The sequence below is a fragment of the Chamaesiphon sp. VAR_48_metabat_135_sub genome (assembly GCF_031418915.1).
Classification (GTDB): Bacteria; Cyanobacteriota; Cyanobacteriia; order Cyanobacteriales; family Chamaesiphonaceae; genus Chamaesiphon.
The window spans coordinates 1-13,568 of record NZ_JANOJV010000296.1 but is presented as its reverse complement, the minus strand read 5'-3'; the positions used below and the strand labels follow the sequence as shown (position 1 = coordinate 13,568).

The following is a 13,568-nucleotide window of genomic DNA, read 5'->3' as shown; positions in this document are numbered from 1 at the left end:
CGCCTTGGAAATTGAGGAAACAGGATTGATAGACGGTTTCTAGCGCAGTTTTGGCACAGTCTAGAGGCACAATATCATCTAGTTCTAATAGCTTGGCGTAGAATTGACCGCATAATTGATCTGCCATGACTACTTCTGAGCCGCTACCTGTATCGATGCGGTAGTAACTACCATTCCAAAGTTGTGCTTGATAAATCGGTTTTCCTGCATCTAACCAAGCTTGATATTGAGGGATGATTTCGGCGGGTTTAGGAGTTAGTTCGTCATGGTATTGTTGAGTGAGGATTTGACCGATTGCAATCGCAGCCTCCAATGCTGCCAACCATAATCCACCGCAGTAAGCACTAATTCCTTGAAGTCGCCAATCATCGAAGGTTTGATCTGGCGCGCCGGAGTTTTCGATCATGCCATCGTTGTCGAGATCGAACTGTTTGAGATAGGCTAATGTATCGACAATTGCCGTCCAACATTCGGCGAGAAATTCGATATCTTTTTTACCTGTAAATACATAAGCGCGATAAACTTGCAGGACAAAATCGCTACCCAAATCTTTCCAGAGATTGCAATCTTGATAGCAGGTATAGTTAGTCTTTTCCCACGGGTGTTCGTTGGGTGCGCCGAGATCGTGGGGGGTGGCGTGGAGGGTTTTTCGTGGTGCCATCATTTCAGATCGATCGACATTTTGAGGGCGATCTTCGTAGCCAAATGCGGTTTGGACGTAGTAACCGATTAAGCGTTGATTAGTATCTTCGGTATGGATGGCTCTGGCGAAGGCAATTAGGATGGATTTCTCTAATTTTGGCCAGAGTAAGAGAACAGAAAAGGAGCCATATAAACGGACATCTAAACTTTCGTACCAGCGATAATCTAAACATTCTAATACGCCGAATTGTCCGACAGGATCGCGTTCGTCGGCTGCCGTCCATAAGGTACCGCCATCGGTTAGTAAATACAGCTCATTAAACAACGCTATTTTAAACCAATCGGGCAGATCGGCTCGATCGAGTGTTGGTTGTTGCCAGTTAATAATTTGCTCTTGCCAAGTATCATAGTGTTTAAAAGCTGTGCGAATCATCGCCCAACTATTTTCACCCGATCGACCGAAGAAATCTGTATACCGTCGATAATAATTAACTCCTTTACCAAATTCCGTAACTGGGAAATCCCACGCCAGAGTAAACGGAATCTTTTTAGTTTGCCCAGGTTTAACTGTAAACCGAATTGTTATCGCCGCTGCAATCCGTTCGCCCTGTTTCGCCACACTTTCATCATCGATATCTGGCAGCGAACCATCGGTGGCAAAACTATCCCAAATATCGCCACCATCACCGATCGGATTCCACCGAGCATGATAAAATATTTCCACACTGGGATTAGCAATACTCGCGATCGACCATTGCCCTTCACCCTCACTCGGTACGTCCGATTTGTGTGCTTTATCTAATAAGCAACCCACCCGATAATTATCAACAATCCACTGATTAAAATTTCCCTCACTTTCACCAATTCGCGGTTGATAATCATATACTGGACTGCCATCATCGCGAATTTCTACTTTACTAGATGGATTGCTATTTGCAAACCAGCCGACGGTATTTTCCCACGTCAGCATAATGCTCAGAGTGATGGGTTTATCGGTTGGATTATGAGCAGTCCATTCAAATACCCCAATCGGATAAGAACTCTCCTGATAATTATCCGCCCAAATTGGTGAAAATTGCTCGCAAGTTAATTGCGCCTGAAAGACGTTTTCATAGCTGTACCAACTTCGAGGATATAAAGCCTGATAAGTACCTGTAGATTGACCTGCTAGCGTCGTCTGAGGGTAAGATTGCCACCGATTTAAACTACCATCCTCTGGTGCTTCCGTACACATCGCATAAGCTTGAGGATCGCCATCTTCCACTCGTTCAAATACACTAAACTGACAGGCTGCGAGGTTTTTAAAAATGTGTTCGCCACCGTCGATATGCCACAGATTGAACTCACCCCGATGAGATCTACCAATACAACCCGCGCCAAATCCACCTAATGGCATCCCATGAAATGGCCCATCATCTAGATTACTCTCATAGCGGACAGTATAGGGTTTTTCCCAACCTTGATGAAATTGACGTTGCCAAGTAGCAGTAGGAATCGACGGACGTGGTGACGAATTGGGCATATCTAGTCGCTGTTTGGAGGATGCAACTCCCCATTGTAGACTGATTGACCACCGCGCTGCCTTCTCGAAGAGACGCTACGGGAACGCAATCGAATTATTCGAGATGAAAGACTGAACTAGATGCTCAAATGTTAAAATACAAGTACCTTCAAATATCTCCCACCATGACCCAAACCACAGAAATCGAAATTCGAGAGCTTAGGGATCTCATCATCAGTCTACGAGAAGAAACACGGGTCGGTTTTGCTCAGATGAGAGGAGAAATTCAAAGAGTAGAGGCTAATACCGATACTAAACTTGCCGATCTCAAGGGAGAAATCCAAAAAGTAGCTGCCAATACGGATATAAAATTTGCTGAGGTTCGGGGTGACTTGAAGGTAATTGACGAGCGAACTAAGTTGGGATTTTGGGGATTTGTTTGGCGAGCGGTAGTAATTGCAGTGCTAGTCAGTTTGATTTCAGTTGCAAATAAAGTTATTTTTGGTGGTGGACTGGGCAGCCTAGGTATGTGAATTGACTTAAATCCTCGGTTAGGAGAATATGATGTCATTACCAGAAAGTGAATTGAGAGAATTTCTCGTCCGTAATAATGTTGAGTGTAAATCGCTGAGATTACTATGGGAGATTGATAATGTACGAGTTTATGGGCTGACAGTTGGGGGATCGCAAGCCATTAATTTATGGAATTATCTTCGTCAACTTAACGATGAATCGAAGTATTATCCATTGCTGTTAGGTGGTGAGGAAGAAATAGAACAACATCAGGAATATTGGGAACGTTTTGCTGTTCCTATTGATGAAATAATCGACATTGATGCTATTAATGCAATTATTAATAGAGCATCTATTTTGGATGCTGAGAAATGGTTCTACGATCGAGCACAAGAGATGTATGAAGACGAATTTGATGATGAATTTGAAGATGGAGAGCCACTAGAAGTATTAACCAATGGAATCTTGGGTGATTGGGATGGTGCTATTTTTCCAAGTGAAAATTTTACAATTCCATCTCTAGAAACAGTAGTAATTGCTCTAATCCCAACCCAAATTTGTTGGCAGATACCCGCATATCTTAATTTGGGTGGTTGGAATAGTTGTCCCATTCCTGAAGAACATATTTGTTTGATGAAAAGGTGGTATGAGATTTATGGTGCTGAAGTCGTTGGCATCAATCATGATACTATTGAAATGCGCGTTACTAAACCGCCTCTGGATGAAAAAACTGCTATGTCCTTGGCGAAAGAGCAATACTTATATTGCAATGATATTGTAGACCAAGGTACGCAGACATTGAGTGCTTTGGCATCTACATTAATTGAAGGTTCCGTTTGGTATTTTTGGTGGGATTGAATCTTGCTGTTGCGATTTCGACCGACACAGACTCTATGATGGGTTCGTTACTCGCAAGCATCCAAAATTTGCTGATGCCATTCACCCGTACTAGCAATTAAACAACCCCACTGACTGACATCACCCTGATTATATTTTGGCAAACTACCATCTTGGTGCGTAAACTTTCCGCCTGCTTCTGTCAAAATCAATTCTGGCGCAGCTAAATCCCAGTCTTTCGGGGCAGATTTTCCCGAAAGAGATACATATAAATCGGCATGATGTTCGACAATCGAGGCTATTTTACACCCAATACTACCGACTTTTCGCTGTTGCTGACAGGGAAGTTTTGCCAATAACTGAACTAACTGCTCGCTGCGATGATTGCGACTGGCGACAACAACTAAATCAGTTATTTGTTTACCTTGCTTGACTCGTACAGCTTTCCTCACCCCATCGGTAGTTATTTGCCAAGTTCCACCACCCTCAATTGCGGCATATAATAGATCCGATTCTGGAATTGCAACTACTGCTAAAACTGGGCGATGTTGATATGTCAGAGCGATATGAATGGCATATTCGCCAGTTTTATCGATGAAATCTCGCGTACCATCCAAAGGATCGATAATCCATACCCACTCTTGGGATAATTCGAGATCGCCAGTTTGATAAGTCTCTTCAGTCAGATAGCCACAACTATCGCCACACATCGCTTGAATACCAGCTAAAATGTGTCGATCGACTGCTTTATCTGCTACTGTAACAGGACCTTCTGCCTTATCCAATACCTGCAAATCTTCACTACTACCTCGATAGTAAGACTTCAAAATTACTGCTGCTGCCTGACTTAACTCGATCGTCCGTTCCAAGATATCGGCTAAGGTGAGGTGGGGAAGTGGTGAGTTCACTAGTATCAATCTGAGGGATGGGAATTGAGGAATCTGAGGGATTGTTCGGTTTCCACTATATCTGAACGCCAAAACAATACGGTTTCCTGTGTCCAGCTTACCCTAGATTTTCTCGATCGTGGTGCTAGAATAATATACGAAGCCACAAGTCTGCTTCAAAATTTAAGTGTGAGGAAATTTTTAATGAACTGGAAAACTTTATTGGTAATTGCCAGCCTGTCTTTGACTACTGGTTTGACAGCTTGTAACTCAGCTACGGAAGCTCCTAAAACTGATTCTGCTGCACCTGCTGCTACTGAAACTAAGCCCGCTGATGCTCCTAAAGGCGACGCAATGAAGCCTGCTGATGCTCCTAAAGGCGATATGAAGCCTGCTGATGGTGCTAAAACTGACGCTCCTAAAGGCGACGCAAAGCCTGCTGATGGTGCTAAAACTGACGCTAAAAAAGATGCTCCTAAAAAGCCTTAGTAAAAATTTAGGTCTAGGATCGTTCATAAAATAATTGACCGAATCTAAAATAAGCACATAGCCACCAATATCATCTCTGACTTACGAGAAGCCGATGATATTGGTGGTATTGTTTTGCAATAGACATACCTTTTGAAAGTAGATCTTTTCTGTTTCGATTAAGATGTCTACCGATCAATGTTCATTCCAAAACGCTACGAGATCGAACAATTACTGAAAACTTTGAGATAATTTTGACTCACTACGATCTACTTGATAGCAGAGAACAATTGAGCTGGATTTCTTGCAGGTACTCAGCCAATTAGTTTAGTATTCGATCGAAAAACTCAAACCGATTAAGTGGCATTAATGTTGCCTATTTTGCAAAAATTGGCTCGCTAGGTTTTATCTCGCAGACTATCAACACAATTGTAGGACAAAATTATTCACTGAGCTACGATTTTTTCAGCGATGGCAGAACTACTAATCAATTTCAAGTACAAGTAAATGGCAATACATTATTCGACCAAGTAGACATCCCCAATCTAGTAACATTTACTCCATATAGTTTTAACTTTGTTGGTACTGGTTCGGACACGATCCAATTTGGCGGTCGAAACGACCCATTTGTTGTGCTTCTAGATAACGTTGTTGTTGATGTTGCAGCTTCTACCTCAGTCCCCGAAACCTTTACCATCATCGGTACGCTAGTTGGTGGTACGGCTGCTATGCGGATGAGAAAGAAACTAAAATCTAGCAGTAAAGCGTAGCTCGACAATCCCCCGCATGTAAATCCCCTCCTCGGAGGGGATTTTCTAGACCGACAAAAAGCCCTGCTAGCGTTAAACTAGCAGGGATATTGTTACAATTATAATCTCAAACTGTATCTATAGCATTGGAGCAAACTGAGGCTTCTCAGGTACCACTGTGTACTCAGCCACGATTTGGCGGAACTCTTCACCGTCGATCGTTTCTTTTTCGATTAAGATATCTACTAATCGATCGATTACTGTCCGATTATCTCGCATGATTTGGAGTGCTTCTTCATGGCATTTATTAACAATTACCCGCACTTCTTGATCGATTTGAGCGGCTACTTCGTCGGAGTACTCAGAACGCGCACCCCAGTTACCACCAAGGAATACTTCACCAGATTGGCTCTCCAAGGACAGAGGGCCGAGTTTGGACATCCCGAAACGTGTTACCATTTGGCGGGCCATCGAGGTAACTTGCTGTAAGTCCCCACCAGCACCAGTTGTGACTTCAGAATCACCAAATACGATTTCTTCGGCGGCACGTCCACCTAAGGCACCGGAAATCCGAGCGCGTAGTTGAGTGCGGGAGATCAGGGATTGATCTTCAGAAGGTGTGAACCAGGTTAAACCAGCCGCTTGTCCGCGTGGGATTAGGGTGACTTTCTGAAGTGGGTCGTGAGCAGGAATCAGGGTGGCGACGATCGCGTGTCCGACTTCATGGTAGGCTATGAGACGCTTGCTCTTACCATCGACGAGGGGAGTACCTTCCATCCCTGCTACGACTCGATCGACAGCATCATCGATTTCGAGGTTGGTAATCGCATCTTTGCGACGACGGGCGGTCATAATGGCTGCTTCATTGAGCAAGTTTGCTAAGTCAGCACCACTGAATCCAGGTGTCCGACGAGCAATCGCTTCGAGAGAAACACCTTCACCTAATTTCTTGTTCCGAGCATGGACATTGAGGATTTCAATCCGTCCAGCGACATCAGGCGGATCTACCTGTACTTGTCGATCGAATCGACCGGGACGTAATAGAGCAGAGTCTAACACGTCAGGGCGGTTAGTCGCAGCAATGATAATAATCCCAGTATTTCCTTCAAACCCATCCATCTCGGTGAGCATTTGGTTCAGGGTTTGTTCGCGCTCATCGTTACCACCACCGATACCAGCACCACGTTGACGACCAACTGCATCGATTTCATCGATGAAGATGATACAAGGAGCATTTTCTTTTGCTTTTTTGAACAAGTCACGGACGCGGGACGCACCCACACCGACAAACATTTCGACGAATTCCGAACCAGAAATACTAAAGAAGGGTACCCCAGCTTCACCCGCAATCGCTTTAGCTAGTAGGGTTTTACCAGTACCAGGAGGGCCGACTAACAAGACACCTTTAGGAATCTTGGCACCAACGGCTGTAAACCGTTCGGGCTGCTTAAGAAAAGTTACAACTTCTTGCAATTCTTCCTTCGCTTCAGCAATTCCAGCAACATCATCAAACATTACCCCAGTTTTGGCATCCATCTGGAACTTCGCTTTGGATTTACCAAAGTTCATCGCTTGTCCAGGGCCACCAGGCATATTGTTAGAACGGCGGAATAGTAAGAACAAACCGCTAATCAATAAGACAGGGAAAACTAAGTTACCGAGGAAACCCCAGACTGCACCATCATTCCGAATTGGGTGGCTGTCAAAGGAGATATTCGAGTCTCTCAATTTGGCAATCAATTCTGGTGAGTTCATTGGTAAATCGACACGCAGACGTTGCATCCGATTTTCGAGATCTGGATCGATCGCCTCGACGATCGCCGTTCTACCACCATCATACAGGTCAACTGCCTTGACGCGATTTGCATCGAGATACTCTAGGAACCTACCATAGGTCATCCGAGTACTCGCTGTATTTTGACTAACTTCAGCGGTGACGGGTGTGAATGCCCCTTGCCATACAAAGAAGCCGATTACCAGAACGGGAATCGTCCACAGTGCTGCTAGTTTCCACGAGAACTTCATAAAATTGTTTGCCTTTAGTTATGGGGGTGACAGTTATCGGTTAAGAATTATTAATTCAGCTTGTCTTATATAAGCTTTAAAATGTTTGAAAACATATCTTAATTAAATTTAACGTAATTCTCAGATTTCGGAAAGGGGGGATCGGGAGTGTGGGGAGTGTGGGGAGTGTGGGGAGTGTGGGGAGATTGTTGCAAGCTAAAGGTTTTAGGTGATTTTACGGCTTTTGATTTTGTGAATTTTTACAGAATAAATTCACCTTTGGCGATGTTGATGACTTTGCCGCCGATGCTGACGGGGCAGTTTTGGGGTGTATAGTGGGCGCGGAGATAGAGTAGAGAGGCTCTGCCTATTTCGATACCTTGTTCGACGGTGATGTCTAAATTGGGGCTACCGAAATATTGATATTTGGCGAGATAGGCGGCTAGACAACCATTCGCGCTACCTGTGGCAGGATCTTCGGGGATACCGAAACATTCGGTGAAAACGCGGACGTGGAGCTGACGAGAGGAATCGATCGTTTCAGGGCAGAATACGAGAATAGCTTGGGCGGGTAAATTGGCGACTGAGTGCGCGTATAAGTCCAGATTCAATTTCGCCTGACTTACCGCAGCCATAGTTTTGAGTGGCACTATTATAAATGGTAAACCAGTTGTGACAGGCTCGATCGGGTAACGCGCATCGATATCTGTCGGACTTACCCCGATAACGGCGGCTAACATCTCGACATCGACAGCATCATAAAACTTGGGCTGCTGCTGATGCATCCACAGAATATCTGGTTCGCCATCCAAATAATTCAGATCCACCGGAATTTGTCCGACTTGATAATTGAGATTGACACGCGCCACCGAATTCTTCACAATCTCCTGCTCAATCGCAAACGCCGTCCCTAACGTCGGATGTCCGGCAAATGGCAATTCTGTCGTCGGTGTAAAAATGCGCGTATTGTAGCCCCCATTCACTGGCTCCACGCTCGTAACAAACGTCGTCTCCGAGAAATTAATCTCCCGCGCAATCTGCTGCATCTGCGCATCTGTCAAATCCCCAGCATTCAGACACACTGCCAACTGATTCCCCGTATATTTCCCCGTCGCAAACACATCCAAAATCAAAAAAGGAATATTAGTCATCGTTGTTCGCTATCTCAATTTTTTGAGTAGGTGAGTGTGAATATTGATTCGATAGAAATTGATTAGAACCTAGATGGTGGGCAGTGCCCACCCTACATCTATCCTTAATATTCTAAAGCTTCACTACACTCAATATTTTCCCAGATTAACAACCGAATCTAACTCTAAATTCTCTCTCCCCGCTCCCCGCTCCCCGCTCCCCCCTCATCCCCGATCGTTACAAACTATTACGAGTTTAAGCAAAAACCACTCATAATGAAGCAAAATATTCCCGGAAGGCACTTTAGTTACGAGCAATTTTTACATTGTGTAAATAACTGTAAGCAACCTCAGACCAAATAATATAAGTCTGGTAACAAACTTTTTTGGAGTAATCACACGATGAGTATCGTAACCAAAGCGATCGTCAACGCAGATGCTGAAGCTCGCTACCTCAGCCCAGGCGAATTAGACAGAATCAAAGGTTTCGTAGCTTCCGGCGAACGCCGTCTACGTATCGCTCAAACCCTAACTGACTCTCGCGAGCGTCTAGTTAAAGGTGCAGGCGACAAACTGTTCCAACAACGCCCTGATGTTGTTTCCCCAGGTGGAAACGCTTACGGCGAAGAAATGACTGCAACTTGCTTGCGCGACTTAGACTACTACCTCCGTTTGATTACTTACGGTGTAGTTGCTGGTGATGTTACTCCGATCGAAGAAATCGGTGTAGTTGGCGTTCGTGAAATGTACAGATCTTTAGGAACTCCTATCGATGCTGTTGCTGGTGGCGTTCGTGCAATGAAAGACGCTGCTTCTGCGATGATGTCTGGTGAAGACGCTGCTGAAGCTGGTGCTTACTTTGACTACCTAATCGGTGCAATGAGCTAGTTTTAAACCTAGTTTAATACTTCGATCCGGTTACGAATTTTGAAATTAGCAACTAAAGACTAGATAAGGAATTTAGAATAATGCAAGACGCAATTACTTCTGTCATCAATTCATCCGACGTTCAAGGTAAATACCTTGACTCCAGCTCCCTAGATAAGCTCAAAGCTTACTTCGGTACAGGCGAACTCCGCGTTCGTGCTGCTGGTACCATCGGTGCAAACGCTGCAACCATCGTTAAAGAAGCTGTAGCTAAATCCTTGTTGTACTCGGATATCACCCGTCCAGGTGGTAACATGTACACCACTCGTCGTTATGCAGCTTGCATCCGCGACTTAGACTACTACCTCCGTTATGCTACCTATGCAATGCTAGCTGGCGATCCATCTATCTTAGATGAGCGCGTACTCAACGGTTTGAAAGAAACTTACAACTCTCTTGGAGTTCCTGTTGCTGCTACCGTTCAAGCGATCCAAGCTATCAAAGAAGTCACCGCTAGTTTAGTTGGTGCTGATGCTGGTAAAGAAATGGGCGTTTACTTAGACTACATCTGCTCTGGTTTAGGCTAGTCAATAGGTTTAATTACCAATTGAGATGTAGATGAAGCTATCGAGTCTGGGAAGTCCGATGTGAGTGTTAGCTCTTCAACAGCTTATTTAGTCTAACTAAGATGAGTTTTGAAGATCTAGGATTAACCTCTGACTCCCAGACTTTGATGTTTAAATAGTTGAAAGCGAAATACTTGTGAAGTAATAGAGCTTTGTACTTTGCCATAATTCGCAAGCATGATTCATGAATAGATTATTGTGACTTAATAGCAATAACTAGATGAGTCGCGACCGAATAGTGCGAAAATTGATATAGTTTATCCAAAATATAAGAATAGGAGAACCATTAATATGCGGATGTTCAAAATCACCGCCTGCGTTCCCAGCCAAAGTCGCACCCGAACTCAGCGCGAACTCCAAAATACTTATTTTACTAAGTTAGTTCCTTACGATAGCTGGTTCCGCGAACAACAACGGATCATGAAAATGGGTGGGAAAATCATTAAAGTTCAATTAGCCACTGGTAAACAGGGTGCTAATACTGGGTTACTTTAAGTAACAGTTGAATATATCGATAAAAAGAGGTCAATTATGACCTCTTTTGTTGTTTATTGTTATCGCATTGAGATTGTAGATTCTACAATCCTAGAGAGGAGGGCGGGTTCAAATTAGATTTTCAGTAAAATCGCGATTGAGTTTATAAACCCGCCCCTACGGATGGTGTGAATTAAATAATGAATAATAATCTAAACAATAAGCTGTGAGACTATTTGTGCGATCGAGTCTTTCTGTTCATTATCATAACCCCAACGAGTCAAAAATTCACGATAAGATCCAGTTCCAGTATGAATAGTGCTGACTAATTCCCGACACATATCCTGAATCTGGGGTAGATTTAATTGCTGGATGATTTTAGTCGTTCGCTGGGCGACTGTTGCTGAAGATGCCATCATTTCAGGATCGTTACGTCGTTGATGGTAGAGTTGTTGAGCGGTAGACATGGCAATATTTTTGACGAGTAAATCGGCGGCGATGTCTGGATGTGCTGCTATAGCTACGATGATTTCTGGTTGGGGTTCATCACAGAGGGGATCTGACGCTGTGAGATAGGTGACAAAAAAGCCTCTAGCACCATTGGCTGTTTTGACGAGTGCAGAGACAAAATCTAGAATTTGACTGGATGTTAACTCATTCTTTTTAAGCTGTGTCAAGAATGATTGAGTAAGCTCGATGGCTTCATCGAATTTGATATTAGCTGAAACAGATAAATTAGATGAAGACATAAATTTAGTGGAAAGTTTAAACCCTAGACAATGGGTAACTTACAATAAGAGGACTCAGTAATAGATATTATTACCCAAAATAGTTATGAATCTAGATAAAAAACAGTCGCCTTGGCGCAAAAAAATCGGCGGGTGGATTTTAGCGGGAACTGTTTCGGTGGGAGTGTTATTGTGTCTGGTGGGTATCTCGATATTTCTGAGTTCCTGTAGTGCAGATCTACCGAGTGAGGCGAGTAGTCGGATTTTCAATAAACTATCGATCGAGTACGTTGGCGAATATAAAATTCCTAACGACTTTCAAGTTAAAAATACCACAGTTGGGGGCTTATCGGGACTGACATACGATCGACAGCGTGACTTATTTTATGCTATTTCGGACGATCGCGGTGATAAAGCACCAGCTAGATTTTACACGCTTAAACTCAATTTAGATACTACCAACCCCAAACAGGTTAAACTCGATCGGTTAGACATAACTGATGTCACGCTACTGAAGAATGCTAACGGTGAAAACTATCCCCCTAGTGAAACCGACACTGAAGCCATCGCATTGACTGCTGAATCCTCAGTATTTATCTCCAGCGAGGGAGATCGTAATAAAAATATTCTCCCATTTATCGACGAATTCGATCTCAAAACCGGACGAGTCAAGCAGGCTTTACCTATTCCCAAGCGTTATCTCCCCGACACTGAGAATAAACGTGGCTTTCAAAACAATCTGGCGTTTGAGAGTATGACACTCAGCCCTACGGGTACTCTTCCGGCTAGTGGCGAACCATTGAGACTATTTGCGGCGACAGAATCATCCTTGATGCAAGATAAAGAAGTAGCCAAAGTAGGTAAAGATGGGAAGATTCCAGGGGCTAAAAATCGCTGGTTGCATTATCTCCTCAGCGATAGAGCCGAAATCGTCAGCGAACACCTCTATCAATTAGATTCTCCCCCATTAGGGTCGATCGAGCATGGATTACCAGAAATTCAAGCCATCGATACTAGCGGTCATTTTCTCACGCTCGAACGCTCCTTCGGGCTGACAGGCTTCCGTGTCAAACTATTTCAAGCCACGATGGGCGGTGCTACCGATACTAGCAAAATTGCTAGTTTTAAGGGTAATACAACCATTCAAGCCATCAAAAAACAACTAGCCTTCGATCTCAAAGACTTAGATATTTACATCGATAATCTTGAAGGAATGGCATTTGGTGCGCGGCTTCCCGATGGTAGCCAAACTCTGCTGCTAGTCAGCGATAATAACTTTAGTAAGCGTCAAATTACCCAGTTTCTGCTGTTTAAATTTAAACAGGGATAGAAATCTAGAAATTAAGGGTAGGGGCAATTCATGAAGCGGCGGTTTTATTCTGGGATTCCCCGTCTTGTCGTTGTCTTGACGCATCGAACGGGAGGTTCCCTCCCGTTCGATGCGTCGCTTTTTTATTCGGGGGGAACCCTAGACATAAAAACGACGCAGAATAAAAAACCGACAAGACATTGCCCCTACCCTTAATTTCTGGAACCACATAATTAAAGGGGGATTGAAAGCCTACACCAATCTAATTATCTTGAATCAAGTGGATGTGCTTGTATCCAAGCTTAATTGTAAAGATGTCGCCTTCCTTCAGCCCCATACCTCTTGTATAGGCAGAACCGATTAATAACTGACCATTTTTGTGGACAGTCGCTTTATAAGTAGCAACTTTGCCACGAGTGTCTCTACTAGTTTCGTCTAATTTGACACCCTTAGCAGCGAGTACGGCATCATAAAAGCCAGATAAATCGGTACGGATTCCACCGGAAGTAGAAGTTTTCACATAGCCACATTGCTTGGCAGTTTCGCGCTTGGCTAGGTGAGATAAATCTTTAACTTTTTGGAGTAAAGCCTTACCAGTAAGCGGGGTTGCAGTGGCAATAGTTTCAGTTGAGTCATCAACTGTTGCAACTACTTTTGCAGATTTCTCTGCTTTAGCGACTGCGGGAGCTGTCTCGGAGACAGTATTTTTAGTACCTTTAGGTGCAGATTCTGCTTTAGTTTTAGCCACGATCTAATTAGCTGGATGTCCATTTTATTATGCACTTAATAATTAGCAAAATTACTATTTAGGCTAAAATTATTTTGCTAATCTA

Annotated in this window: 14 protein-coding genes; 8 read left to right on the top strand and 6 right to left on the bottom strand. The window is 43.7% G+C overall.

Going from position 1 to position 13,568, the window contains the following annotated elements; genetic code table 11:
- The coding region (locus tag RMO55_RS20525; RefSeq protein WP_310429793.1) for a GH116 family glycosyl-hydrolase at nucleotides 1–2,164 on the bottom strand (2,164 nt) is incomplete at its 3' end.
- Nucleotides 2,165–2,292: 128 nt separating this feature from the next.
- Between RMO55_RS20525 and RMO55_RS20520 the strand changes: the two genes are divergently transcribed.
- Together RMO55_RS20520 and RMO55_RS20515 are read left to right on the top strand one after the other, a co-directional pair.
- Nucleotides 2,293–2,676, top strand: a complete 384-nt coding sequence (locus RMO55_RS20520) for a hypothetical protein (RefSeq protein ID WP_310429790.1) — start codon at nucleotides 2,293–2,295, stop codon at nucleotides 2,674–2,676.
- Nucleotides 2,677–2,704: 28 nt separating this feature from the next.
- On the top strand, nucleotides 2,705–3,514 hold the full coding sequence (locus tag RMO55_RS20515) for a DUF4253 domain-containing protein (RefSeq protein WP_310429788.1): 810 nt from the start codon (nucleotides 2,705–2,707) through the stop codon (nucleotides 3,512–3,514).
- A gap of 47 nt (nucleotides 3,515–3,561) precedes the next feature.
- On the opposite strand, the gene RMO55_RS20510 is transcribed toward RMO55_RS20515, so the two are convergent.
- Complete coding sequence (locus RMO55_RS20510) at nucleotides 3,562–4,407, bottom strand: 3'(2'),5'-bisphosphate nucleotidase CysQ (RefSeq protein ID WP_396134434.1); 846 nt, start codon at nucleotides 4,405–4,407, stop codon at nucleotides 3,562–3,564.
- Nucleotides 4,408–4,584: 177 nt separating this feature from the next.
- Between RMO55_RS20510 and RMO55_RS20505 the strand changes: the two genes are divergently transcribed.
- Nucleotides 4,585–4,869: a hypothetical protein gene (locus RMO55_RS20505; RefSeq protein ID WP_310429784.1), complete on the top strand. Its 285-nt coding sequence runs from the start codon at nucleotides 4,585–4,587 to the stop codon at nucleotides 4,867–4,869.
- Nucleotides 4,870–5,480: 611 nt separating this feature from the next.
- Nucleotides 5,481–5,618 (top strand): hypothetical protein, encoded by a 138-nt coding sequence (locus RMO55_RS20500; protein WP_310429782.1) that lies wholly within the window; start codon nucleotides 5,481–5,483, stop codon nucleotides 5,616–5,618.
- A gap of 117 nt (nucleotides 5,619–5,735) precedes the next feature.
- Here RMO55_RS20500 and ftsH2 read toward each other — a convergent pair whose 3' ends face one another.
- Both ftsH2 and RMO55_RS20490 read right to left on the bottom strand, forming a co-directional pair.
- Entirely contained in the window at nucleotides 5,736–7,622 is a 1,887-nt protein-coding gene (gene ftsH2 / locus RMO55_RS20495; RefSeq protein ID WP_310429781.1) for an ATP-dependent zinc metalloprotease FtsH2, read from the bottom strand.
- A gap of 239 nt (nucleotides 7,623–7,861) precedes the next feature.
- Nucleotides 7,862–8,752, bottom strand: coding sequence for a PhzF family phenazine biosynthesis protein (locus RMO55_RS20490; protein ID WP_310429779.1), 891 nt, complete (start codon nucleotides 8,750–8,752; stop codon nucleotides 7,862–7,864).
- 381 nt (nucleotides 8,753–9,133) lie between these two features.
- On the opposite strand from RMO55_RS20490, the gene apcA reads away from it, so the two are divergent.
- The 3 genes from apcA to RMO55_RS20475 all read left to right on the top strand — a co-directional run bounded on the left by apcA (nucleotide 9,134) and on the right by RMO55_RS20475 (nucleotide 10,719).
- Nucleotides 9,134–9,619, top strand: a complete 486-nt coding sequence (gene apcA, locus RMO55_RS20485) for an allophycocyanin subunit alpha (RefSeq protein ID WP_310429777.1) — start codon at nucleotides 9,134–9,136, stop codon at nucleotides 9,617–9,619.
- A gap of 80 nt (nucleotides 9,620–9,699) precedes the next feature.
- Entirely contained in the window at nucleotides 9,700–10,185 is a 486-nt protein-coding gene (gene apcB / locus RMO55_RS20480; protein WP_310429775.1) for an allophycocyanin subunit beta, read from the top strand.
- A gap of 330 nt (nucleotides 10,186–10,515) precedes the next feature.
- Nucleotides 10,516–10,719 (top strand): phycobilisome linker polypeptide, encoded by a 204-nt coding sequence (locus RMO55_RS20475; protein WP_310429773.1) that lies wholly within the window; start codon nucleotides 10,516–10,518, stop codon nucleotides 10,717–10,719.
- Between the two features lie 191 nt (nucleotides 10,720–10,910).
- Here the strand turns inward: RMO55_RS20475 and RMO55_RS20470 are convergent, their stop codons facing one another.
- Nucleotides 10,911–11,447 carry a hypothetical protein gene (locus RMO55_RS20470; protein WP_310429771.1) on the bottom strand — a complete coding sequence of 179 codons (537 nt, stop codon included), beginning with the start codon at nucleotides 11,445–11,447 and terminating at the stop codon, nucleotides 10,911–10,913.
- An 85-nt stretch (nucleotides 11,448–11,532) separates the two neighbouring features.
- Here RMO55_RS20470 and RMO55_RS20465 point away from each other — a divergent pair, with 85 nt between their 5' ends.
- A complete protein-coding gene (locus RMO55_RS20465) occupies nucleotides 11,533–12,756 on the top strand; it encodes an esterase-like activity of phytase family protein (protein WP_310429769.1) in 1,224 nt (407 codons plus the stop codon).
- Between the two features lie 241 nt (nucleotides 12,757–12,997).
- On the opposite strand, the gene RMO55_RS20460 is transcribed toward RMO55_RS20465, so the two are convergent.
- Nucleotides 12,998–13,354, bottom strand: a complete 357-nt coding sequence (locus RMO55_RS20460; RefSeq protein WP_310429795.1) for an AbrB family transcriptional regulator — start codon at nucleotides 13,352–13,354, stop codon at nucleotides 12,998–13,000.
- Nucleotides 13,355–13,568: the final 214 nt, after the last annotated feature.

Excerpts from the sequence above, each read along its gene's own strand:
- RMO55_RS20520 (WP_310429790.1), top strand. The coding sequence starts at position 2,293 with ATGTTAAAATACAAGTACCTTCAAATATCTCCCACCATGACCCAAACC.
- RMO55_RS20515 (WP_310429788.1), top strand. The coding sequence starts at position 2,705 with ATGATGTCATTACCAGAAAGTGAATTGAGAGAATTTCTCGTCCGTAAT.
- RMO55_RS20505 (WP_310429784.1), top strand. The coding sequence starts at position 4,585 with ATGAACTGGAAAACTTTATTGGTAATTGCCAGCCTGTCTTTGACTACT.
- ftsH2 (WP_310429781.1), bottom strand. The coding sequence starts at position 7,622 with ATGAAGTTCTCGTGGAAACTAGCAGCACTGTGGACGATTCCCGTTCTG.
- RMO55_RS20490 (WP_310429779.1), bottom strand. The coding sequence starts at position 8,752 with ATGACTAATATTCCTTTTTTGATTTTGGATGTGTTTGCGACGGGGAAA.
- apcA (WP_310429777.1), top strand. The coding sequence starts at position 9,134 with ATGAGTATCGTAACCAAAGCGATCGTCAACGCAGATGCTGAAGCTCGC.
- apcB (WP_310429775.1), top strand. The coding sequence starts at position 9,700 with ATGCAAGACGCAATTACTTCTGTCATCAATTCATCCGACGTTCAAGGT.
- RMO55_RS20475 (WP_310429773.1), top strand. The coding sequence starts at position 10,516 with ATGCGGATGTTCAAAATCACCGCCTGCGTTCCCAGCCAAAGTCGCACC.
- RMO55_RS20470 (WP_310429771.1), bottom strand. The coding sequence starts at position 11,447 with ATGTCTTCATCTAATTTATCTGTTTCAGCTAATATCAAATTCGATGAA.
- RMO55_RS20465 (WP_310429769.1), top strand. The coding sequence starts at position 11,533 with ATGAATCTAGATAAAAAACAGTCGCCTTGGCGCAAAAAAATCGGCGGG.